Annotated in this window: 20 protein-coding genes, 1 other RNA gene and 1 pseudogene; 16 read left to right on the top strand and 6 right to left on the bottom strand. The window is 39.3% G+C overall.

Going from position 1 to position 22,890, the window contains the following annotated elements; all coding sequences use genetic code 11:
• Positions 1-24 precede the first annotated feature (24 nt).
• The 9 genes from QMA08_RS10295 to QMA08_RS10255 all read left to right on the top strand — a co-directional run bounded on the left by QMA08_RS10295 (position 25) and on the right by QMA08_RS10255 (position 9,305).
• A complete protein-coding gene (locus QMA08_RS10295; protein ID WP_138489424.1) occupies positions 25-981 on the top strand; it encodes a MoxR family ATPase in 957 nt (318 codons plus the stop codon).
• A gap of 3 nt (positions 982-984) precedes the next feature.
• Positions 985-1,929 carry a DUF58 domain-containing protein gene (locus tag QMA08_RS10290; protein WP_004335626.1) on the top strand — a complete coding sequence of 315 codons (945 nt, stop codon included), beginning with the start codon at positions 985-987 and terminating at the stop codon, positions 1,927-1,929.
• A gap of 2 nt (positions 1,930-1,931) precedes the next feature.
• Positions 1,932-2,366, top strand: coding sequence for a DUF4381 domain-containing protein (locus QMA08_RS10285; protein WP_290174471.1), 435 nt, complete (start codon positions 1,932-1,934; stop codon positions 2,364-2,366).
• Entirely contained in the window at positions 2,359-3,345 is a 987-nt protein-coding gene (locus QMA08_RS10280) for a VWA domain-containing protein (protein ID WP_024608909.1), read from the top strand. The genes QMA08_RS10285 and QMA08_RS10280 overlap by 8 nt, the downstream gene beginning before the upstream one ends.
• Positions 3,345-5,276, top strand: coding sequence for a VWA domain-containing protein (locus tag QMA08_RS10275; RefSeq protein ID WP_290174470.1), 1,932 nt, complete (start codon positions 3,345-3,347; stop codon positions 5,274-5,276). The genes QMA08_RS10280 and QMA08_RS10275 overlap by 1 nt, the downstream gene beginning before the upstream one ends.
• Positions 5,270-6,928 (top strand): BatD family protein, encoded by a 1,659-nt coding sequence (locus QMA08_RS10270; RefSeq protein ID WP_290174469.1) that lies wholly within the window; start codon positions 5,270-5,272, stop codon positions 6,926-6,928. Before QMA08_RS10275 ends, QMA08_RS10270 begins: the two co-directional genes overlap by 7 nt.
• Positions 6,929-6,989: 61 nt before the next feature.
• On the top strand, positions 6,990-7,547 hold the full coding sequence (locus QMA08_RS10265) for a sigma-70 family RNA polymerase sigma factor (protein WP_032827217.1): 558 nt from the start codon (positions 6,990-6,992) through the stop codon (positions 7,545-7,547).
• Entirely contained in the window at positions 7,547-8,299 is a 753-nt protein-coding gene (locus QMA08_RS10260; protein ID WP_290174468.1) for a DUF3379 family protein, read from the top strand. The genes QMA08_RS10265 and QMA08_RS10260 overlap by 1 nt, the downstream gene beginning before the upstream one ends.
• Positions 8,300-8,462: 163 nt before the next feature.
• The gene (locus tag QMA08_RS10255) at positions 8,463-9,305 is read left to right on the top strand and encodes a Tim44-like domain-containing protein (RefSeq protein WP_290174467.1); all 843 of its coding nucleotides are present in this window, start codon (positions 8,463-8,465) and stop codon (positions 9,303-9,305) included.
• 47 nt (positions 9,306-9,352) lie between these two features.
• Here QMA08_RS10255 and ggt read toward each other — a convergent pair whose 3' ends face one another.
• Together ggt and QMA08_RS10245 are read right to left on the bottom strand one after the other, a co-directional pair.
• Positions 9,353-11,026 carry a gamma-glutamyltransferase gene (gene ggt / locus QMA08_RS10250; RefSeq protein ID WP_290174466.1) on the bottom strand — a complete coding sequence of 558 codons (1,674 nt, stop codon included), beginning with the start codon at positions 11,024-11,026 and terminating at the stop codon, positions 9,353-9,355.
• A gap of 98 nt (positions 11,027-11,124) precedes the next feature.
• A pseudogene (locus QMA08_RS10245) lies at positions 11,125-11,667 on the bottom strand (GNAT family N-acetyltransferase).
• A gap of 51 nt (positions 11,668-11,718) precedes the next feature.
• On the opposite strand from QMA08_RS10245, the gene QMA08_RS10240 reads away from it, so the two are divergent.
• Positions 11,719-12,084 (top strand): hypothetical protein, encoded by a 366-nt coding sequence (locus tag QMA08_RS10240; protein ID WP_024596750.1) that lies wholly within the window; start codon positions 11,719-11,721, stop codon positions 12,082-12,084.
• Between the two features lie 101 nt (positions 12,085-12,185).
• Here QMA08_RS10240 and fabB read toward each other — a convergent pair whose 3' ends face one another.
• Entirely contained in the window at positions 12,186-13,397 is a 1,212-nt protein-coding gene (fabB, locus tag QMA08_RS10235) for a beta-ketoacyl-ACP synthase I (RefSeq protein ID WP_007582000.1), read from the bottom strand.
• A gap of 179 nt (positions 13,398-13,576) precedes the next feature.
• On the opposite strand from fabB, the gene mnmC reads away from it, so the two are divergent.
• Complete coding sequence (mnmC, locus tag QMA08_RS10230) at positions 13,577-15,586, top strand: bifunctional tRNA (5-methylaminomethyl-2-thiouridine)(34)-methyltransferase MnmD/FAD-dependent 5-carboxymethylaminomethyl-2-thiouridine(34) oxidoreductase MnmC (protein ID WP_290174465.1); 2,010 nt, start codon at positions 13,577-13,579, stop codon at positions 15,584-15,586.
• Between the two features lie 57 nt (positions 15,587-15,643).
• On the opposite strand, the gene QMA08_RS10225 is transcribed toward mnmC, so the two are convergent.
• Positions 15,644-17,125: an OmpA family protein gene (locus QMA08_RS10225; RefSeq protein ID WP_290174464.1), complete on the bottom strand. Its 1,482-nt coding sequence runs from the start codon at positions 17,123-17,125 to the stop codon at positions 15,644-15,646.
• Positions 17,126-17,443: 318 nt separating this feature from the next.
• On the opposite strand from QMA08_RS10225, the gene QMA08_RS10220 reads away from it, so the two are divergent.
• Together QMA08_RS10220 and QMA08_RS10215 are read left to right on the top strand one after the other, a co-directional pair.
• Entirely contained in the window at positions 17,444-17,767 is a 324-nt protein-coding gene (locus QMA08_RS10220; protein ID WP_024596752.1) for a hypothetical protein, read from the top strand.
• A 183-nt stretch (positions 17,768-17,950) separates the two neighbouring features.
• Positions 17,951-18,586, top strand: a complete 636-nt coding sequence (locus QMA08_RS10215) for an NAD(P)-binding oxidoreductase (protein ID WP_290174463.1) — start codon at positions 17,951-17,953, stop codon at positions 18,584-18,586.
• Between the two features lie 176 nt (positions 18,587-18,762).
• Here the strand turns inward: QMA08_RS10215 and QMA08_RS10210 are convergent, their stop codons facing one another.
• Positions 18,763-19,521, bottom strand: a complete 759-nt coding sequence (locus tag QMA08_RS10210) for a sulfite exporter TauE/SafE family protein (protein ID WP_290174462.1) — start codon at positions 19,519-19,521, stop codon at positions 18,763-18,765.
• A 186-nt stretch (positions 19,522-19,707) separates the two neighbouring features.
• Here QMA08_RS10210 and QMA08_RS10205 point away from each other — a divergent pair, with 186 nt between their 5' ends.
• From QMA08_RS10205 to QMA08_RS10195, 3 genes are all read left to right on the top strand, one after another.
• Positions 19,708-20,712, top strand: a complete 1,005-nt coding sequence (locus QMA08_RS10205; RefSeq protein ID WP_290174461.1) for a YHYH protein — start codon at positions 19,708-19,710, stop codon at positions 20,710-20,712.
• 35 nt (positions 20,713-20,747) lie between these two features.
• The gene (locus QMA08_RS10200) at positions 20,748-21,044 is read left to right on the top strand and encodes a hypothetical protein (protein WP_290174460.1); all 297 of its coding nucleotides are present in this window, start codon (positions 20,748-20,750) and stop codon (positions 21,042-21,044) included.
• A 156-nt stretch (positions 21,045-21,200) separates the two neighbouring features.
• Positions 21,201-22,307 (top strand): hypothetical protein, encoded by a 1,107-nt coding sequence (locus QMA08_RS10195; protein ID WP_290174459.1) that lies wholly within the window; start codon positions 21,201-21,203, stop codon positions 22,305-22,307.
• A 104-nt stretch (positions 22,308-22,411) separates the two neighbouring features.
• Here QMA08_RS10195 and ssrA read toward each other — a convergent pair.
• Positions 22,412-22,768: a transfer-messenger RNA gene (gene ssrA, locus QMA08_RS10190) on the bottom strand.
• Positions 22,769-22,890 lie beyond the last annotated feature (122 nt).

The following is a 22,890-nucleotide window of genomic DNA, read 5'->3' as shown; positions in this document are numbered from 1 at the left end:
GCTGACGAGGACAGTCCACTTATTATGGCAGCTAACGCATTTTCACAATTAAAAACGTACTTAGATACACAAATCATTGGCCAGCCAGAGCTTACACAAGCGCTACTTATTGCTATTTTAGCTGATGGTCACTTATTAGTAGAAGGCCCTCCTGGGCTTGCAAAAACACGTGCAGTTAATGCACTTGCTAAAGGCATTGAAGGCTCATTTCAGCGCGTACAGTTTACGCCAGATTTATTACCAGCTGATGTAACAGGTACCGATATTTACCGCCAACAAACTAGCGAGTTTGTATTTGAAAAAGGCCCTCTTTTTCATAACCTAATTTTAGCTGACGAAATTAACCGCGCACCAGCCAAAGTACAATCAGCACTATTAGAAGCCATGGCAGAGCGACAAGTTACCGTGGGTAAAAATACCTATCCGCTTAGCGAACTGTTTTTAGTTATGGCAACGCAAAACCCGCTAGAGCAAGAAGGGACTTACCCGCTACCAGAAGCCCAGCTGGATCGCTTTTTACTGCACCTAAGTATTGGCTACCCAGGCGCAGAGCATGAGCTTGATATACTGCGTTTAACACGCGGCGAAGCGCTTAATGAACAACAACCAGTATTGCAAAAAATTAGTCAAAGCGATTTATTTTCAGCGCGTAAAGAAATATTAGGCCTTTATTTAGCAGAGCCGCTTGAGCAATATTTAGTACAACTTATTATTGCCACCCGTGAAGGCGCTAAATTAGATGCGCAACTAGGTAGCTGGATTGAGTTTGGTGCAAGTCCGCGTGCAACAATAGCACTTGATAAATGTGCTCGTGCTCATGCATGGCTTCAAGGCCGTGACTTTGTAGCACCTGATGACATTCAAGCTGTTGTGCATAACGTACTGCGTCATCGCATTATTTTAAGTTACGAAGCCCAAGCCGATGGCATTACTAAAGATCAAGTAATAAGCCGTATAGTTGAACTTGTAGCCGTACCATAAGTTATGCAAAAACAATTAGAAACCCAAGCATGGCTCAAACAGAGCCATAGCCACGGTGTTAATTTAGCACTCAAAGAGCTGATGTATTACAAAGCCAAAGCGCAATTGCTTGAACTTGCCCCTAAGGTAAAAATAAAAAATACCTTAACAGGACAATACCTTGCACCGCACAAAGGCCGAGGAATGGAATTTGCCGAAGTGCGACATTATCAGCAAGGTGACGATATTCGCTCTATTGATTGGCGAGTTACTGCGCGTACCGGCGAGACTCACACAAAGCTCTTTCAAGAAGAAAAAGAGCGCCCTGTGTTTGTGTTCACTGATTTTTCAAACTCAATGCTGTTTGGCTCAAAGTTACTGTTAAAGTCGGTGCAAGCTGCGCATATAAGCGCTCTTGTTGCATGGTCGGCGTGTCAGCGCGGCGATAGAATTGGCGGTATTGTGTTTAATCAGCATTCGCATTTAGAGCTAAAACCCAGCGCCCGTGAAAAAGCAGTGCTTAAGCTTTGTCATAATTTATGCGACAACCACCAGCAAGCGCTTAACAATATTGATAAAACAGCCACTAACAACTTTAGCGATAACCTAAAGCGCCTTAACCATTTAGCAAAACCAGGCAGCTTAGTGTATTTAGTGTCTGATTTTAATGCTCTGGATGATGCCAGCTTTAAGCAACTTGAAATATTAAGCCGCCACTGCGAGCTGATTGGTTGCCACATAAGCGATCCTTTTGAGCATCAGTTACCTGCGTTTAAGCAAGCCGTTACGGTTAATGCAAATGGTCAGGACTTTGCCCTACCATTAATGGATAACAGCTTTAGAGAGCGTTTTGCTAAAAATGCTGAGCAAGCATTTAGCGCACGCTTTAATCGCCTAACTAAATCGGGTCTTAATTTAATATCATTCAATGCAGCAACCCCGCTTGAGCTGCAATTAGTGAGAAAATAACCATGCAAACCAATCCACTCGATGGCCTGCACGATATAATAGCGCCAAGCCAAGTTAATTGGTGGCCACTCGCCCCTGCTTGGTGGGTTATTATTGCACTGCTGTTTTTAGCACTGTGCGCAGCTATTTATATATTTTATAAAAAACATAAATTTAAAAAGCCTAAACGCTACGCAATACAATTGAGTCAAAGTGAGCAAAACCCTCAGCAACTGCATATTATTTTAAAACGTTTAGTGATTGAATATTACGACAAGCGACTTGCTGCGCAATCTACCTCTAAATGGTGCACAACACTTAATACGATTACCGGTTTAAGCTTTACAGAACAAGAAATACTAAGCTTGTATAACCCCAGCCAAAAAGATACAACCCTGTGCGAAAAATTTCGCCAAGGTATTAAGCAATTTAAAATAAAGGAGTCAGTAAATGTTTGAATTTAGCTGGCCATGGTTATTTTTATTACTCCCCTTGCCTTTATTACTTTTACTATTAAAACCCGCTGCAAGTAATGCCAGTACGCGTTTACGTATACCCAGTTTTGCAAAGCACAATTTAACCAGTCAAAGCATTGAGCCACACGCACGACGTTTAAACCCTTTCGAGTGGATAATTTGGTTATTACTTGTGACTGCCGCTGCCAATCCAACATGGTTAGATGAGCCAATCTCATTACCAAATGAAGGACGCGATATAATGTTAGCAGTTGACTTATCAGGCTCGATGACCGAACAAGACATGGCTTATAATGGCCAATATGTTGACCGCCTTACCATGGTAAAAGCTGTACTCAGTGATTTTATAGAGCAACGTCAAGGCGACAGGCTTGGGCTGATATTATTTGGCGACACCGCGTTTTTACAAACCCCGCTCACGCGCGACGTTAAAACAGTAAGTAAAATGCTCAGCGAAGCCCAAATTGGTTTAGTGGGGCGCGCAACAGCCATTGGTGATGCATTGGGTCTTTCGGTAAAACGCTTTGCCAATAAAGATGAAAGTAACCGAATTGTGGTGCTATTAACCGACGGACAAAATACCGCTGGTAATTTAAACCCAGAAGATGCCCTACTGCTAGCTCGCGAAGAAGGTATTAAAGTGTACACCATTGGTGTTGGCTCAGATAATCCGCGCGGCTTTAGTCTCTTTAATGTGGGAGGCTCTAGTGGCAGTAATTTAGATGAAAGCTTGCTTAAAAAGATTGCCGAGCAAACTGGCGGGTTATACTTTAGAGCCAAAGATGTAGCTGGCCTTCAACAAATTTACGCAGAGCTTGATAAGCTTGAACCTATTAGCGCTGATGAACAAACATTTCGCCCACAAAGCTCATTATTTTACTACCCGTTACTTATCGCTATTTTACTTATTAGCTTAAAAGTAATGCTTAGTACTCTGCGTGCATTAAAGGAGCCAAACTAATGGATTTTGAATTTATTCGCCCCGCTCTTTTATGGTTACTCATACCTGCTGTGGCATTATTTTTTGTTGCCTTAATTAAGCATAAAAAAACCACCAGTGAGCAGCTAATTGCACCGCATTTAGCACAATTTATAATGAGCGAAGCAAACACTAAAGCCAGCCAGCCACTTTGGCTAGTTGCTTTATTTTGCAGCCTTGGCATTTTATTTAGTGCTGGGCCTAGCTTTGAGAAAAAACAAGTTCCTGTATTTCAAAGTAAAAGTGCCCGTGTAATTGTTATGGATATGTCGTACTCAATGTACAGCACCGATATTCTGCCAAATCGTTTAATGCAATCACGCTTTAAAGCGCTTGATATGATTGAGCTATTTAAAGAAGGTGATACCGCGCTTGTAGCTTACGCAGGCACGGCCTATGTAATTTCACCACTAACAAACGATGCCACAACACTCAGTAATTTAATTCCAAGCTTGAGCCCTGAAATTATGCCAGACAAAGGCTCAAACGTTTTAGCGGGTCTTGATATGGCCAAAGAGCTATTAACGCAAGCGGGTTATATTGATGGCGACATTATTTTAGTGACCGACGGTATTGACCAACAAGAACAAAGCGACGTGAGTAGCTTTACCAGTAACACCCAATATAGATTAAATATATATGGTGTAGGTACCGCTCAAGGCGCACCAATTAAGTTACCTGAAGGCGGATTTTTGAAAGACAGATACGGCCAAATTGTAGTACCTACAATTAATGCCTCTCAGCTTAAAAATTTAGCATCAAGCAGCGGTGGTAAATTTGCTAGTTACCAACCTAGCAATAACGACATAAATACGTTTGCCCCAAATGCACAGAGTGAATTATTGAAAGACGAAAAACAAAGCCATGCGCTTTGGCGAATAGATGCAGGTATTTACGGACTCTTGTTATTACTGCCATTTGGTTTGTATTTATTTAGACGCGCTGCCTTATTAGGCGCATTTTTAGCTTTTGGTTTTTTACCGCAGCAAAATGCGTATGCCGTAGAGCTCCCTACTCTTTTGCAAAATGCAGATCAACGTGCATTAGAGGCTTACAATAATAAAGAATACGATGCAGCAACACAGGCGCAATCGAGTGAGTTAAAAGGCGCGGCGCTTTACCAGCAAGGTAATTTTGATGCTGCACTTAATGAGTTTAGTAATGATAAGTCGGCTACCGGATTATACAACTACGGTAATGCCCTTGCCAAAGCTGGCAAACTTGAGGACGCAATTGAGGCGTACAAACAGGCCCAAACCTTACAAGATGACTTTACACAAGCAGCCGATAACCAAGCCTTAGTTGAGCAATTACTAAATCAACAAGAGCAACAAAACCAGCAAGATCAGCAAAGCGACGGCGACGACTCTCAAGACCAAGATGATAGTCAGAAAAAAGATGAGCAAAACCAAGGGCAAAATTCTGATGAGTCAAAACAGGATCAGCAACAAAATGGTGATAAAAGCGATTCTGAAAAAGGCGAAAACGAAAGTCAAAGCTCAAGCGATGAAAAATCAGATAAAGAATCTGAACAATCAAAAGATCAACAAGGTGAGCCTGGCGAGCAATCAGATAAGCAAAATGAACCTGATATGCAAGCCCAGCCACAAAGCGAACAAGGGCAAAATAAAGACGCTGATCAGCCTAAAGAGGATGAGCAGCAACAAAGTAAGCCACAAGCAATAAGTGAGCAACCTGCCACTGATGAGCAAAAACAAAGTGCTCAGCAACAAGCGATGCAAGCCCAAGCAAGTGAGCTCACTAATGAAGAAAAAGAAAAAGCACAACAGCTTAATCAACTACTTAGAAAAGTCCCGGACGATCCGGCTATTTTATTACGGAATAAAATGCAATTAGAAGCCCAAAAAAGACAATATAAACGTCGCCCTACAGGAGTCGAAAAATCATGGTAATGCGATTATTTTGCTGTTTATTGCTATTAAGTGCGATGCCTTCGTGGGCTGCCACCAAATTAGAAGCCAGCATAGATAAAAACCCTGTATTAGCGGGTGAATTTTTTATGCTTAATATATCGGTAGACGATACAGTTAAAGGCGAGCAACCAGACACCTCATCGCTGTTAAAAGACTTTGTTGTAGGCCCGACGAGCTTAAGCTCTCGTACCAACATTATTAATGGCAGTATTAATAAACAAACTACGTGGTCAGTTAAACTAATGACCCGTACAGAGGGTGATTACACGATACCGGCATTTAGCGTTGCAGGGTTAACCTCACAACCTATTAAATTAAAAGTGGCAAAACGCTCAGTTGATGCAGATAAAAATAACGAAATATTTTTAAAAACGTCGCTCTCAAGTAATTCATTATTTGTGCAAGAAGCCGGTGTTTACACTGTTAAGCTCTACCTTGCCAAAGAACTGCTTGATGGCAGCTTAAGCACACCAAGTATGGAAGATGCTCAGCTAACCCAACTAGGTAAACAAACTGAGAGTTATGAGCTAGTTGATGGCAAACGCTACCTTGTTATTACTCGTGAGTATTTGATTCAGCCACAAAAAAGTGGTGCCTACACGATTGCAGGCCCTGCGTTTCAAGGGCGAGTACAGCAAAATTACCGCCAACTGGAGGTATCTGCTCTTGGCGATGATCAGCAAGTAGAAATAAAACCAATCCCGAGTGACTATAAAGGTGCATGGTTACCAAGCGAATTGGTTAACCTTGATGAAGAATGGCAACCTAATGACAACACAGTAGAAGTAGGTACGCCTATAACTCGTACTATTACACTTACCGCGCTTGGAGTTACAAAAGAGCAATTACCTGAAATCTCTATGCCTACTATTGATGGCATACGCAGTTACCCTGATAAAAAAGAAAATAACAATGCAGTGCGAGACGGACGCGTTGTGTCGCAGCAAACGGCATCATATGCCTTACTGCCGCAAAAACCAGGTACTTATACTTTGCCTGAAATAAAGCTGCCTTGGTTTAATACCAAAATGAACCGTATTAGCTTCGCCACATTACCAAAGCGTACTATTACAGTAACGCCAAGTACTACCGCGCCTAATACAGCCATAGCAAACCCACAACCCAGCACAAATAATTCACCTACTCTTGAAAATATTTCGAATCAAGCAACTGGCACACAACCTATTGAAACTAAAAGTGATACTCCTCTTTGGTTAATAGTTGTTGCCGCTTTAGGGTATATTTTATGGATTGGTACTGTAATTTTTTACTTAATAAGCCGTTCTACTAAAAATACGACTGAAAAATTACAGCTAAACACCCGTGGTACTTCTCAGCCAAGCTTAAATGAGCTTAAAGCATTAGCCAAAACACACGATGTGAAAGCCTTTTACACCGCATTAAATAACTTTTCTGTAAAGGTGACCCATAAAAATGTTGGCGCGATTGATGAGCTCTGCATCCGTGTAAACAGCAGCGAGCTTAACGGTCTCATTAGCCAATTGCAGGCACAACTTTATAGTAATAAAGGCGCAAACACGGATCTTAATGCTATTATTAAAATTCTTGAGAACTATCAAACTCAGGCATCAAAGTCGCAACAAGCTGTATTAAAAGACCTTTATGATTAATAACTACGAACCTTAGGTCTTTTTTTGCAATAAATAATAATTTTTAATTAAAAAAGTGCTTATGCTTGGAAAGAAAAAATCAAACAATCAGGTCTTAATCGATATGGCAGAGAAACAAAAGCGTTATGAAGCCTTGGTCCACGTTTACAATAAAGAGCTTTATCGCTTTGCTTATTGGTTATGCCGTGATCCACACATAGCAGATGATTTAGTACAGGAAACGTTTTTACGCGCATGGCGTTCACTCGACTCTTTACTTGATCAAAAGGCAGCTAAACCTTGGCTGCTTACTATATTACGAAGAGAAAACGCACGCCGATTTGAACGTAAACAGTTTGATTACAGCGACGTAGAAAACGATACGCTTGTTGATGAAACCAGTCATTCATTAGACGATGAAATGGAACAAACGGTAATTCAACGCCAGATTGCACTGCTATCTGATGAATACCGAGAGCCATTATTACTGCAAGTTGTAATGGGCTGCTCTGGTGAAGAAATTGCAGGCATACTTAATTTAAATAAAAACACGGTAATGACTCGTTTATACCGTGCCAGAAATCAACTTAAAGAGGCTTTAAGCCGTGATGATGAACAACTTAAAGGGGCATCAAAATAATGGATGAACTTGAGTTTCGTCGCCGCACTATTGCGCAGCCAAACGACATTGACAAGGAGCTTATGGAGTTTGCTGACAATAACCCAGAGCGACAAAGTTTTATTAACGATATGAAAGATTTTGATAAATTCATTCAAGATTCTTTAGATATACCTGTGCCTGAAAATCTTGCAGACCGCATTCTTTTAAACACATCGTTAAAAGAAAAAGCACTCCAAGAAGAACAAGCAACTGGTAAAAACGTGGTTGATGCTCGATCGCGTTTTAAGTTTGATCGTGTACATCTTGCGTTAGCAGCGTCTTTTGTAGTGGCGATTAGTGCCTTCTTTTTTAGTACAGAGCAAAATATTGCACACGAAGCAGGTGAGCATGCGCTTGCCCATGTGTACTACGAAATTAATGCGCTTGATAAAAAAGAGCCCATTAGCCTACAAAGCGTCAACGACAAGCTTGCAGTATTAGGTGGTCATCTTGATGAACTTCCAGGCGCTGTAACTTATGCCATGTTTTGTGATTTTAAAGGCGAAAAAGGACTGCATTTAATATTTGAGTCTGACTTTGGTCCTATGACGGTATTTATAGTGCCTTCTGAAAATAAATCATTTGGTTTTGGAGATGACAGCTTCCGCGATGAGCGCTTTGAAGGTCACATTAATCGTGGCTCACAAGCTGATACTATTTTAGTAGCAAGTCTTGGAGCACCTCTAGATACTTATAACGAACGCGTTACTGGCGCTATTCGTTGGCTTTAAAATAGACAAATTTACCGCTTAGTTTCTACTGAGCGGTTTTTTTATTAAATACCCTCTAATAAACCCTCCCTTTATACCCAAAACCTCTGATTTTTAAAGTAATTAATTAAATTTCTAAAGAAAGTAAATTATAATCGCGGCTCGATTTTAATTAGAGAATTTCATGAAGAACATCATCGTTATTTTTTCATTATTGGCATTATTATGTACTGCCAGTTTTGATGCACACGCACGTAAAAAGTTTGGCAGTAGTAAACGCGGACAGACACCTGCAACACAACAAACAGCGCAAAAACAGCAAACAGATACAACAACACCTAAAGCCACATCAAATAAAAAAGGCATTATGGCAGGCGTTTTTGGAGGGCTTTTAGCGGGTGGCTTAATTGCAGCAATGTTAGGCGACGATTTTGAAGGTTTTCAGCTATTAGAAATTATTTTATTAGCTGGCGGACTCTTTATTTTATTTAAGCTAGTAACGGGCTTTTTACGTGCCAATCGTGCCCCACAACTTGCCAGTGCAAGTACAAGTGCTCAGCAAAATGCTTTTAAACAAGCACCTATCGAGCAACCAACAAGTACAGGCTTTGCAAGCAGCGCCCCACAAGGTGAAAGTGTGCCTTTTAATTTACCACCTAACTTTGACGTTAATGGCTTTTTGCAAGGTGCCCGTAGTCATTACCATACGCTACAAACTGCATGGAACAATGCCGATTACTCCACAATGGCTGAATACTTAAGCCCTGCACTTGTTGCCGAGTTTAAAGCTGAACGTGAAGCTATACAATGCGTAGAAACAGAAGTGATGTTTATTGATGCCGAACTTGTGCGCGCAGATACAAACGCGCAATCGTGGCAAGTTAGTGTTCGCTTTAAAGGTAAGTACCGTGATTTAGGCGATAAAAAAGAAGAGCCTATTTTAGAAATTTGGCACTTAGAGCGTCTAATTTCAGACGACGCTCCATGGCTAATAGTGGGTGTTGAAGATTTAATTGATACTCAATAATTTTGTATTGTTTAAAGTACCGCGCTTTTAGCGCGGTGTTTTTTTATTTAAAAAACAATTGATTTACCACGTCCTGATGCTTCAGAAGCGGCATCTAATTGGCCCTCTTTATTAATAATAACGTGTAAGTCACCAAAGTGATTCTCATCTATGGTGTAACCCATTTTTGTAAGCTCTGCTTTTACGCTATCGGTTAAACCTATGTGTGTTCTAATTATATTTTTAGGCCACAGTTGATGATGAAAACGAGGGCTATTTACAACCTGCTCTGCAGTCATATCAAACTCTACCGCATTTAAGATAGATTCGTACACAGAGCTAATAATTGTTGTGCCACCAGGCGAGCCTGTCACCATTTTAACGGTGTTGTCTTTAAGGAGTATTGTAGGCGTCATAGAGCTAAGCATACGCTTGTGCGGCTGTATTTCGTTAGCTTTGCCGCCTATTGCACCAAACACATTCATAACGCCTGGTTTGGCACTAAAATCGTCCATTTCATCATTTAAAATAAACCCTGCACCTTCAACAACTACACCGCTACCAAACCCTAAGTTTATTGTGGTGGTATTTGCGACAGCGTTACCCATTTTATCAACGATTGAAAAGTGTGTAGTTTGCTCACTTTCTTTAAGGCCCGGTTTAATATTTTCGGTAGTCGAGATAGTGGTTAACGAAATGCCATTACTGCGCTCTTTGAGGTAGTTAATATTAGTTAATGCGTTGACTGGTACATCAAAAAAATCAGGATCGCCTAAATACTCCGCCCTATCTGCAAATACACGTTTACCTATTTCAGAAAGTAAGTGTACATACTGAGTAGAGTTATGCGCTAAGCCCGCATCTGGTTTTTGTAACTCATACATTTTAAGCCACTGTAAAATAGCAATACCACCTGAACTCGGCGGTGGCGAGGTAAGTACTTCATAACCATTCCAACTCGCTTTAATAGGTGTACGTGATTTAGCGGTGTAACCTTTTAAATCATCTTGATTAATTATACCGCCATGTTGGTGCATAAATTTAGCAATAATATTTGCAGTTTCGCCTTTATAAAACCCATCTTGTCCGTTATCACTGATACGCTTTAGCGTCGCCGCTAACTCGGGTTGCTTAAATACTTTATTAGCTTTTACATCAGCAAAGTATTTTTCGAAGTTTACATTTATTTTTTGCTCTTTTAGGTGGGCTATATAATTGCTCACACCCTTTGCTAACTTAGGCGGAACTACAAACCCTTGCTCAGCCAACGTTACCGCAGGTTGTACTAATTCTTCCCACTTTAAAGTGCCATGCTTTTGATGGGCAAGCCACATGCCCGCTACACTGCCAGGTACACCGCTTGCGTGAATGCCATATATTGATTTGTTTGCAATAACATTACCTTGCTCATCTAAATACATATCACGATGAGCTGCTGTTGGCGCTGTTTCGCGATAATCTATAAAATCACCCTTGCCATCTTTTTGAATAAGCATAAATCCCCCGCCGCCAATATTGCCGGCTTCAGGAAGTGTTACTGCAAGTACAAATTGTGCCGTAATAGCCGCATCAACAGCATTACCGCCTAGCTCTAATATACTTTTAGCAGCATCGGCACTGAACGAGTCAGGCATTGCTACCGCGCTTTGCGATAAAGGCTGCGCTAAAACGCTAAAAGCAGCGAACTGTAAAACCAGCACACTTTTGACGATTAATTTACTTGGTGCAAAAAACAATCCCATACAACATCCTTAATTTGTTATTTTTTAGTTACGCATTCTTATTAATGCACGTCACTTAAGGACAGGTCAATCTTTATACTGTTGATATTTAATCATCTTTAAACACTTTTTGAATAAAGCACCGCGGGTAAGTCGCCTTGCTCGTCTGTATGTGTATAATTTTTTATAAATTGCAGACCTAGCTTTTTCATTATATTTATAGAGGCCGTATTATCTTTTAGTGCCGTTGCACTTATCGCCTTAACGTCATCTTGCTTTATAAGTTCATCACATAATGCTAAAGCCGCCTCGGTTGCATAACCATGCCCCCAACTTGCTTGCTTAAAGCGCCAGCCTATTTCAATATCACTGTAGTTTGGTGCATCAGTAAAAAAGCCCATAGGCCTTATTAATACCCAACCTATAAATGTATTGGTTTGCTTTATAGTGATACTCCACAGCCCCCAGCCTTTAAGCTCATTTCGATATGCGAGCATACGAGGCACTCCCTCATTTTTTATTTGCTCTAAAGAGGTAGGTTCACCTCGTGTTAAATACTGCATTACAGCTGGGTCTTAGTCGAGTTCAAATAATTGAGGCCAATCATGCTCATTCATTAATTTAAAATTTAATCGTTTTGTTACGGGGGCGTTCATTTTCATTGTTGTATAGTCTGCCTCGAATTAATTATCAGTCTCTAAAGGAGATAGCACATGAATAAATTAGCAGGTTTAGCTTTATTAGGCACTTTAATTACATTAACTGGTTGTGAAGATGCCAACGAAGTAAAAGAAGATGCAAAAGATAAAAGCGCACAAATGCAAGAAAAGCTTGGTGATGCATGGAACGACGTTAAAGAGACAACTAACGATCTTAAAAATGACGAGTCTTTAAACGAGCTATTAGAGCAAAGTAAAGCAATGGGCTTAGACATGTACGACGACGGCAAAGAGATTGCGGTTGACGCATGGATTAAAAGCAAAGAAGCTGCTGGCGAGTTAACTGAAAAAACTAAGCAAAAAGCGCAAGAAATTGCAGACGAAATTGAGCAAGCGCGTCAAGAACATAACGAAGGTTAATTAAACTTTCGATAATAAAAAAGGAAAGCCTCGGCTTTCCTTTTTTGTTTTGGGCTATTTAATCCAGATATGCGTTTGCATATAGGACTTATAAGCTCAAATTAACCTTTGTACTTACTCATAACTAAAGTCGCGTTTGTGCCACCAAAGCCAAAGCTATTAGACATTACAGTATTTAACTCAACGTCACGACGCTCAGTAATAATATCTAAACCTGCTGCTTGCTCATCTAACTCATCAATATTAATTGAAGGTGCTACAAAGCTGTGCTCTAGCATTAATAATGAGAAAATAGCTTCGTGAACACCTGCAGCACCTAATGCATGACCTGTCATTGCTTTAGTTGCACTGATCATTGGTGATTTACCACCAAACACTTCTTGTATCGCACCTAACTCTTTAACATCGCCTACAGGCGTTGATGTGCCGTGCGTATTTAGGTAATCAATACTATCTACATCTTGCATAGCTTGGCGCATACAACGTGCTGCACCTTCGCCCGATGGAGCAACCATGTCGTAGCCATCAGATGTTGCACCGTAGCCAACAATTTCAGCGTAAATGTGCGCGCCACGTGCAAGTGCATGTTCAAGTTCTTCAACGACAACAATACCGCCACCACCAGAAATAACAAAACCATCGCGATTAGCATCGTATGTACGAGATGCTTTTTCAGGTGTTTCGTTATATTTAGTAGAAAGTGCGCCCATAGCGTCAAATTCCATTGCCAATGTCCAGTGTAGCTCTTCACCACCACCAGCAAACACAACGTCTTGCTTGCCAAGCTGGATTTGCTCTACTGCATTACCAATACAATGCGCAGATGTTGCACATGCAGAGCTAATTGAATAGTTAACACCTTTAATTTTAAATGGTGTTGCTAAACAAGCAGATGTAGTGCTCGCCATAGTGCGTGGCACCATATAAGGCCCTACACGTTTTACGCCTTTTTCACGTAAAATATCAGCAGCTTCTACTTGCCATTTAGACGAACCACCGCCAGAGCCAACAATAATACCCGTGCGCTCATTTGATACTTGGTCGTCAGACAAACCTGAGTCTTCAATTGCTTGCGTCATTGAAATATAAGAGTAAGCGGCAGCATCTCCCATAAAGCGCATTGCTTTGCGGTCAACGTGTGCTTTAACGTCAATATCAATTTTACCCGATACGTTACTACGTAACTTATAATCGGCAAATTCTTGATTAAAAGCGATGCCGCTTTTGCCCGTTTTTAACGATTCTAATACTTCTTCTTTGTTGTTACCTATACTTGATACAACACCGATACCTGTAATTACAGCTCTTCTCATGGGTAATTCCCTTAGCTTAATACTTAATTGCATTCTATTTTACGCGAATTTAATCACCTAAGTGGTCAGCTTTCTAGCGTACACTTGTACTCTGAACTGCTAGCTTATAAATAACGCCAGACTATTTCAAAGAAAACCCGTAAAATAATTAAAAAATATATCTATAAAATTAAAAAATCATGATCAAAAATGCACATATACACTTTAATAATTTAGGTACACCTTTCGCTAATGACTTCGGTGATATTTATTTTTCTAATGACGATGGCTTAGCTGAATCGCATTATGTGTATTATGAGCAAAATAATATAGATGCACGATTACAAAATCATGACCAGCCACATTTTGTTATTGCCGAAACCGGCTTTGGTACAGGTTTAAACTTTTTAAATACATGGCAACGCTTTACTGACCACCTTGCACGTCAACAAGTTCAAAATCAATTAGATAATGGTGTTAAACGCTTACACTTTATTTCATTTGAAAAATATCCACTGCACATAGACGATTTAAACAAAGCACTACAGGCATGGCCATCATTAAGTGCCTTTAGTAACAAATTATCTAAACAATACCCAATTAATTTAGAAGGATGCCACAGACTCGAATTTGACAATGGACTGGTTGTTCTCGATTTATACTTTGGTGATGCACTTGAATCAATACAAGCTATGAGCTATCCGCAAACAGGAATTGTTAACGCTTGGTATTTAGATGGTTTTGCGCCAAGTAAAAACCCCGAAATGTGGCAGCAAAGTTTATTTAATTCTATGGTCAATATATCAAGGGCAAGTGCAACCTTATCAACATTTACTTCAGCAGGTTTTGTTCGCCGTGGATTAATTGATGCAGGCTTTAATACTAAAAAAGCCAAAGGCTTTGGCCAAAAAAGAGATATGCTTGTTGGCCAGCTAGAGTGCGTAAATGATGCTCAATCAGCTCCTGCATATTTTCATCAAGATAGCAGCGCTTTAAAAAATGTAGCGGTCATTGGCGGCGGTATAGCCAGTAGCTGCATTTTATATAGTTTGGCTAAACGAGGCATAGCAAGCCAATTATTCTGCCAAGATGAAAAACCAGCTATGGGGGCATCGCACAATGTGCAAGGCGCTATCTACCCTCACCTACAAGCTAAAAATTCACCACACAGCGAATTGTTTGCACATAGCTTTTTATACGCAAAGCGCCTATATAACAACTTACTTAGCAGTGGTTTTAATTTTGATTACGATTGGTGCGGCGTATTACAACACGCAGTAAAAAAACCTCTGGCCGATAAACATGAAAACTTAGCACAAAAACAACTGTGGCCAACCCAGCTAATGCACAACGTAACCGCAGAGCAAGGCGACGAAATAGCCGGCGTAGAAACAGGTTATTCGGGCGTGTTTTTTGAACAAGGCGGCTGGGTTAACCCTCCGCAATTAGTAAACGCCATGTTAAGCGCTGCAAATAGCATAAACCCATTTAAAAGCGTATTTAACTGCAATATAAAACAGCTTAAAAAAACTGACAGCAGTTGGTTTTTATTAACGAATGATGAGCAGTTAGGTCCTTTTAGTGATGTAATTATTTGTGCAGGCGAGCACAGTGATGCATTTGAGCAAACAAAAGCGCTACCAATAGTAGGCGTACGCGGGCAAGTTTCACATATTGAGGCAAGTGAGCAATCACGCAAACTTAAAACAGTGCTGTGCCATAAAGGGTATTTTACCCCAGCCTATTTAGATCATCACTGTATGGGTGCCACATTTGAAAAAAATACTAAAAGCCGTCAAGTTACAGCGCTCGACAACCAATTAAACCAAGAGCAACTACTTAGCTTTTATCAGCAAAGTGAATTTGCCTCAACCCTTGGCAATATTACCTCGGCAAAAGCAGCTGTACGATGCACATTTATAGATCACCTACCAATGGCAGGGCAATGGTGCGAACAAAGTGATTATACAATGGCCTTTGCTAATCTACGTTTAGGTAAACGCTATCAATATGAGAAACTTAATAAGCCACAACAAGGCCTACATATTTTTACCGGCTTTGGCGCCCGCGCTTTATGTAGCGCACCGCTAAGCGCAGAACATCTCGTAAGCTGTTTAAATAACGAGCCTCGCCCATTAAGCGAACGTGTAAGCCAAGCTATTCACCCTGCTCGGTTTATAGTACGAGATTTAATTCGTAATAAAATTTAAATGAGGTATACACATTAAAATAATAGATCTAATGTGCATATAAATTAAAAACGTAAATTATTTTGAACTAGACAACCTTTCAACTAATTCAACACGGCGGTTTAGTTCACGACCTAGATCATTTTTATTAGTTGCAACGGGTGAATAAGGACCCGCTCCTTGAGCTAATAACCTTTCTTTAGCTACCCCATAATCAGCAATTAATGCGTTAACAACCGCATCAGCACGGCGCTTTGAAAGGTTTACATTATAATCAAACGAGCCTTTATCATCGGTATGACCAACAACATATAAACTCAATTTTTTATTTTTTTCCATAACTTGAGCAATAACATCTAACGCCTCTTTAGATTCAGCTTTAATAGTGGCTTTATCATAATCAAATAAAATACCGTAAATAGACGCCTTTCCTTTTTGCTCTAACTGCTCAAGAACTTTATCACTATTCGTTTCTATTAAGCCTGTCACTAAGGGCTCTGTACGAGCAACAACAAGCTGAATACGAGAATCGCCATTATAGTTACCTATAAAAAAGGCAACGTAGGTAGTTTGCTCATTTAGAGTGTTTTTCATAACTTGATATCTAGGTTGGTGAAAGTAGTTATAAACAGGTTTGATTGCCAGCTTATCGCCTAATGCTTGAATTTCTTTTCTTTTTGTACCGCATTCATTTTTTTGACAAGAAAATACGGTTTCAAAACCTTCTTTAGTCAAAGCACTCACATAGTTATGATAAATTTTTAACGTCGATACTTTATTCGCAATATAAGTAATTCGCGTTAAATCTCCTGTAACATCAAGCATAGATGAAGTACTCGTTTTTTTATCAGACTTGCCAATTGGGATACTAAACTCCTCATAATCAACATTTTGATAATCCTCGATATAGCTACCAGGGTAACGACTTAATAAAGGATGATCTGCAGAACCTTTATAATCTCCATGTGTAGATTTTTTTATTTTATTATTAACTTTTTTCTTGAATGCTTCAAAATCAGCTTTTATTAGTCCAGTTTCAATTTCTTTAATATTGATCGTAGTCAAAAGCGCTTGTGTCGTATTTTTATATTGTCCAACAAATAACGAAATGGCAGCTTCAGGAACCTCTCCTTTTGCTGCGTAAATATAATGTGGTTGTCCGTAATAACTAGACACGTTGAAATAGCTCGACTCTTCAGCCAGCAATTTATCCTCTCGCTTTTCATAACAATCGTTTAAAGAACATATATACAAAACTTTAAATCCAGCATCATTTAAAGCGTCTTTGTAGTTTTCTATTACCTTTAAAGAAGCAACATTCTTTATTTGATAAGAAAAATGACTTACATCACCAATAAATGTCTTATATTCAAATTTTTGAGATTTTTTTAGCGCAGGATTAAAAGCAGTTACAAGTTGTGTTTCTTCGCCAGCTAAAGTGACTTTATTCTCTAATTTCGCATCGGGGTAAGCCGTTAATAATGGCTTTGCTTGCAGGTTAAATATGCAGCACAGGTAGGTAGTACAAATTAAAAGTACTTTGATAATATTATTTTTCATAAAAATTCCTTTTAAAGTATTAGTTTACATTAGCACTATGCCTAATGAGCAAACTTAATTCAACGATCCTTATTTGCGTAACTTTTTCAAACTTCAACGTGTAACTGGAGTGCAGCCATATTAAGAGTTGTATAATGCGTCGGTTAATAAGTTGTTTAAATAACGAGCCCCGCCCATTAAGCGAACGTGTAAGCCAAGCTATTCACCCTGCTCGGTTTATAGTACGAGATTTAATTCGTAATAAAATTTAAATGACAAAGGTGCTTATTGAGGTAAAATGAGTACCAATAAATGGAATTTATTATTTAAAGGACTTTAATGAAAACTTTAGCATTTTTAATAATACTGCTATGCACTCTATCGTTTAATGTACTTAGCCAAAACGTCACTGAAATCCCACTTCCTGAAGAGTTTGTTACAACAATGGATGTAGCCGGCGAATACCCAATGGTTCGCACTGGTTATTTAACAGATTCAATTTCTGATATCGCTCGCTTTTATCAGCAAAAATTAGGAGAGCCGTTAAAAACAAGCGGCAATAATACATATCGCACTTTGTTTTATAATTACCAAGAACATAAGGTTCGTATTAGTCTATATCGCCGTAGTTATGTGACCGAAGTGAGTATAATGGTTGAATAAAAAGTTCTAAAAAACACGCCAAAAGCAGCTAATTTTAATGCTCAGTTAAGTATTGAATTTTAATTAAAGTATTTTTTGAAATTAGCTCATTTAAACTCTTTTTTACCCTTTAAAAATTATCCCCTACCCCCAAGGTCTGTTTGTAAGCACATTACTTTTACTATTTATTGGAAGGAGTTAATTATGAGTAAGACCCTAATTATTGGCGCAAGCGGACAAATAGGTAAAATGGCAACTGAGCTACTTTTAAAAAATGAGCAAAATGTTGTGGCATTAGTGCGCCACAAAAATAAGCTAAGCGATTTAAACAGCTCTTTTTTAACTATTGTTGAGCAAGATCTTGAAGGCGATTTTGGTGATGCAATGAAAGGCTGTGACCAAGTGATTTTTGCTGCAGGTTCTGGCGGAAGTACGGGCGATGATAAAACTGTACTTATTGATTTATGGGCTGCAACTAAAGCAGCTACCTTTGCAAAAGAGCATGGCGTTAAACACTTTATTATGGTCAGCTCAATCGGTGCAGACGACCCAGATTCGATTCAAGGTGATTTAAAACCTTACTTAGTTGCCAAGCACATGGCTGACGAGCACTTAATCAATAGTGGTTTAAATTACACCATTGTTCGCCCTGGTACACTGACTGATGATAGCGCTTCAATGCAAATAACGACGCAGCGACCAAGTGATCGTTCTGAGGCTAAAATTAGCCGCGAAAACGTAGCCAATGCATTATTACATATTGCGACTAACTCATTTATTAGTAACCGCATTTTTGAGTTATTTGATGGTGACAAACCAATTAAAGCCGCTGTTAAATAAGCTTTAATACCAATTTATTTAAACGTATAAACAATTATTGCAGATTAGTATAGTTCATCGATAAGGCAAAAAATTACAGTGTAGTCGCTCTGCATCGGTAGTTTTTAGGCAATGAGTTATTTAATTCGCTTAAGTGATTTATGTTTAATAAAATTAAATTTACTCCACTAGGTAAATTAGTGGAGTAATATTTTAATACCTTGCCAACCGAGTTGTAGCGTTAATAACGTTAAAACGACTCTAAAAATACGCTTAAATTTATCCCCAGCCATCCTTTTAAGTAATTTAATTCCAAACCAAGTACCTACAGCACCACTTATTACCATAGCAATTACAAGCGGCATCCATTGCCAAAAGCTAAAGCCAACAGCACCATAAATTACCGCTTTTAATAAATGCTGCACACTCATAATGCTCGAAAACGTTGCCGTAAATTTTAACTTTTCGTAATTATTTATATATAAACAGCTACCAACTAATGGCCCGCTCGCTCCCACAAACATAGAAATAAAAGTCGTTATGCCACCGGCGACCATACGCCATAACTTAGAGGTTAATTTTACTGGCGGTGTTTTACCCCACAGTAAATAAATAACAAAAATAGCGACCACTAACTTCATAGCATCAAGCGATATATCATTAATAACAAAACTTGATAACCCCGTCCCTACTAAGCCGCCTAACGCAAAATATACAAACATGCTTTTATCAATATGCTTAAAGCTGAGTAATAACCTATTTGCATTAGAGCCAAGCTGTACTAAACCATGCACAGGCACAACAACTGCCATAGGCATAAACGACGCCATAACAACAAGCAGCATTAATCCGCCACCCGCACCAAATGCAGCAGATACAAAAGAAGTAAACCCAGCTGTAATTATCAACAATAAAAATAAAAATAAAGACATACTGTCGGGAAATAAAAAGTCCATAAAACTCCACTGCCTATTTAGGTACTTTAAAGTCGCAGTATCTTAAACAATTAAAGGTACAACATACACTTATAGCTAGCGCTGTCAGCCTCTATTTCAGGCAATGTATTATGTTGCGTTGTTTTTGCACTTTGTTTGCACATTTAACAAATATTATACATTCAACTTCATTACCGGATATTTTTGATGAGAAGATTTAACGCACCAATTTTAGCACCGCTTGCAGTGTGCATACTTGCATTGGGCTTAGCTGCCTGTAACGGTAGCGATACTCAAAGTAGCGTCGTAACTGAAACAACCACCGATGAGGGAACTACAACAGATACTTCAACCGATTTTGTTGTAGAAGTTGACCCTTTTAACTTTGAAAGCGATGCACTCATTTCATCTATTACCACTCAAACATGTACGCTAAGTAATGGCGATGAAGCATCATGCTACAAAATTGATATTGCCGGTGCGCCTTCAAATTACGAGATTGGTGTATTCTGCCCTCAAAATATCACCTCAACAGCAGACGAAGCCGGCATTTGGTTTGATGGCACCGGTGAGGTTTACGATATAACTGGCGACTTTATTTTAAATCTACCTACATTATATAACGATAGTCATTGGCAGCTATACGACGAAGGTACAGGCCTTGTAAATGTAACCGACACACAAGAATCGTGTGATGGCGCTGCACGTCCAAACGTAGAGGAGCAATACCAAAACCACTGCGTAGAATGCTCTATTGATTATGTTGATGGCGGTATATCAGAATCATTTTTAATTCCAATAATGCCTGTTGCAACCACTCAAAATAGCAGTATTGGTAACGCTAATGTGGGTGTTGCTCTTAATGGTGTTGTACTTGCTGCACCCGCCCCTGTTGAGGCTATTTTAGGCGCATACACTATTGCAGCCTTTGATGATTGCGCTGGCCATATTAACTTAGTAGCAGGTTATCACTACCACGGTGAAGCAGGTTGTAGCCAAACTCAAATTCAATCAGACGGTCATGCCGCCATGATGGGTTATGCACTCGATGGATTTGGTATATTTGGCATGCTTAACGAAGATGGATTAGAACCCACTGATTTAGACGAATGTAGAGGCCACACCGACGATACACGCGGTTACCACTACCATGCTGCCGATGTATCTGAAAACATGTTTATTGGTTGTTTTAAAGGTGCTACCGCAAGATAACGCACATTTTGGCCAAATAATTAACTGAGATACTAATGAAAATATTTAACGTAATAAAAGCACTAACCACTGGCTTTTTACTTGCTGCCTCATACTCAGCGCTAAGTCATGCAGGCCACGGCTCAAATGCGCCTTGGGAAGCATGTGAAGCAAAAGCCATTAATGAAGATTGCAGCTACACAAGCCATGATAAAAAAGCGACAGGCACATGCCAAGCAATGAACAAAGTACTTATGTGCGTTCGAAATAAACCACTTGAAACATTAATAGACAAAGCAACCCAACCAGCAAGTGACCAAAAGCAATCTGTAAAATCACTCGCTAAACGATAAAGTAACAGCTACACGCCAAAGCCTTAACGCTGTTTGTTAAGGCTTTTTTAATCGCAAATCATTAGAAAGCATACCCTTTATCTGTTAAGTTAGCTTTGTGTATCAAATAATAAAAATAAAATTCCAAAAATGGAATTACACAAGCAAGGTACTAACGTGAGCGCCACATTTAAAATTGTTTTTAATGGTCAGTTATATCAAAATACTGACATTACCTCTGCCCAAGAAAAACTTAGCCAACTTCTTAATATTCCTCATAATATTGTTATTCAGTTATTTGATGGAAAAGCTTACGCTTTAAAAAAAGATTTATCGAGTATTGATGCTGTTAAAACAGAATCCTCACTAAAAAAGCTAGGTTTGATTACTAATGTAGAACCTCAACTCTCTACTGTAACCTCTAAGTCTCAAAATAATCAAATAGCACTCACTGAGCACAGTAAAAATACAGATAAACACATTAGTGAAAGCACTAGCGGCAAAAATATCTCAATACAAAATGAACGCCTAGATACAGGTGAAGCCCCAAATACAGCTGCAGCTATTAAGCAAAGTTATAATAAATATAAATTACTGCGTAACACTTTAAAAAGCGCATTGTACTTTTGCTATTGCGCACTTTGTATTATTACCATAATAGGCGTAGTGATCAGTGTTAATGCACTTAAAAATAACTTTGGCACTCTAAATAATGGAACTACAAATAACACAACTACAAACAGCTTAAGTTACCAAAACTATAAACAATATTTGATTGATCAAAACAGCCTAAATCAACCAACACAAAAAGTAACAAACGAGCGAACAGCTAACCATACACAGCAAAAAAGTAATGAATACTTTAGTCGCTTTTCATCACTAATAAATAGCTACGCGCAAAGTACAGGACAAGCTGATATAAAAACAATGGGGGGCGATAAATTACAACAGCACCTGCAAGAAATAGATGACCTAGGCCCTAAAAATGAATTTTGGCAGCAACTGATACAACTTTCAAAAAGCTTAGATAACGATAAACATGCAATAGGGAAGCTAAACAATACTGATCCCGCCAAAGTACAATGGATAAACGCGGTAGATTGGATCAGCCAAAGCTATATTAGGCAACAGCAAAACTCGCAAACTACAAACAACTCTCCTGTCACTACTTACGAGCCAAGTAACTCCATACGTAACCTAACGTTGTTAATAAGTATGCTGTCATTATTTAGCCTGCTTGTGATTGCAATAAAAATGAAGCTACGTGCTATAAGACATTCTTAAACTTTATTTTTACTTTATAAATTTCATAAAAAAACCCGCAAATTTGGATTAACAAATTTGCGGGTTTCTTATGGTTCTCGAATAACGAGTTCAAAAACCTTTATTGGTGGAGCTGGGGGGATTTGAACCCCCGTCCGAAAAGCCTCGACCGTCGGTACTACATGTTTAGTATTGTCATTTAATTAACCTTTAAGTCCCGGACAAACACGGTAAATAAAGGCGAGGCCGCTTAGTTTTAACGCTTCAACCCCGGCCAGGGTTTCCGTCGCGATCAGGTGTTAGGGTGACACTCCAAAATCCAGTCCACAAGAATACATGGAAGGAGCGCTAGCCAGCCTAAGCTGCTAGAGAGTAGTTATCGTCGTTTGCGATTACTTTAGGTTGCGGCTGTTTAACGAGGCAAACCGCACCTCGACATGCACCTTGGGCTTCTTGAATTCCGTCGAATCCTAATCAGCCCCTGAATTAGTAACTCAATTCAGAGCGTGCAAACAGTATAACTGAGTAAAGTACTGATACTCAAGGCCTAGTAACGCTTTATTTTAATTGCGTGCACTAACCGAGCATTAAGTAACCAAAATTT

This window comes from Pseudoalteromonas sp. APC 3355, from assembly GCF_030407615.1.
Taxonomy (GTDB): domain Bacteria; phylum Pseudomonadota; class Gammaproteobacteria; order Enterobacterales; family Alteromonadaceae; genus Pseudoalteromonas; species Pseudoalteromonas distincta.
The sequence above is the reverse complement of the archived record's forward strand: the minus strand, read 5'-3'. Positions and strand labels throughout refer to the sequence as shown.

Coding starts and splice junctions, on each gene's coding strand:
- QMA08_RS10295 (WP_138489424.1), top strand. CDS start 25: ATGGCAGCTAACGCATTTTCACAATTAAAAACGTACTTAGATACACAA.
- QMA08_RS10290 (WP_004335626.1), top strand. CDS start 985: ATGCAAAAACAATTAGAAACCCAAGCATGGCTCAAACAGAGCCATAGC.
- QMA08_RS10285 (WP_290174471.1), top strand. CDS start 1,932: ATGCAAACCAATCCACTCGATGGCCTGCACGATATAATAGCGCCAAGC.
- QMA08_RS10280 (WP_024608909.1), top strand. CDS start 2,359: ATGTTTGAATTTAGCTGGCCATGGTTATTTTTATTACTCCCCTTGCCT.
- QMA08_RS10275 (WP_290174470.1), top strand. CDS start 3,345: ATGGATTTTGAATTTATTCGCCCCGCTCTTTTATGGTTACTCATACCT.
- QMA08_RS10270 (WP_290174469.1), top strand. CDS start 5,270: ATGGTAATGCGATTATTTTGCTGTTTATTGCTATTAAGTGCGATGCCT.
- QMA08_RS10265 (WP_032827217.1), top strand. CDS start 6,990: ATGCTTGGAAAGAAAAAATCAAACAATCAGGTCTTAATCGATATGGCA.
- QMA08_RS10260 (WP_290174468.1), top strand. CDS start 7,547: ATGGATGAACTTGAGTTTCGTCGCCGCACTATTGCGCAGCCAAACGAC.
- QMA08_RS10255 (WP_290174467.1), top strand. CDS start 8,463: ATGAAGAACATCATCGTTATTTTTTCATTATTGGCATTATTATGTACT.
- ggt (WP_290174466.1), bottom strand. CDS start 11,026: ATGGGATTGTTTTTTGCACCAAGTAAATTAATCGTCAAAAGTGTGCTG.
- QMA08_RS10240 (WP_024596750.1), top strand. CDS start 11,719: ATGAATAAATTAGCAGGTTTAGCTTTATTAGGCACTTTAATTACATTA.
- fabB (WP_007582000.1), bottom strand. CDS start 13,397: ATGAGAAGAGCTGTAATTACAGGTATCGGTGTTGTATCAAGTATAGGT.
- mnmC (WP_290174465.1), top strand. CDS start 13,577: ATGATCAAAAATGCACATATACACTTTAATAATTTAGGTACACCTTTC.
- QMA08_RS10225 (WP_290174464.1), bottom strand. CDS start 17,125: ATGAAAAATAATATTATCAAAGTACTTTTAATTTGTACTACCTACCTG.
- QMA08_RS10220 (WP_024596752.1), top strand. CDS start 17,444: ATGAAAACTTTAGCATTTTTAATAATACTGCTATGCACTCTATCGTTT.
- QMA08_RS10215 (WP_290174463.1), top strand. CDS start 17,951: ATGAGTAAGACCCTAATTATTGGCGCAAGCGGACAAATAGGTAAAATG.
- QMA08_RS10210 (WP_290174462.1), bottom strand. CDS start 19,521: ATGGACTTTTTATTTCCCGACAGTATGTCTTTATTTTTATTTTTATTG.
- QMA08_RS10205 (WP_290174461.1), top strand. CDS start 19,708: ATGAGAAGATTTAACGCACCAATTTTAGCACCGCTTGCAGTGTGCATA.
- QMA08_RS10200 (WP_290174460.1), top strand. CDS start 20,748: ATGAAAATATTTAACGTAATAAAAGCACTAACCACTGGCTTTTTACTT.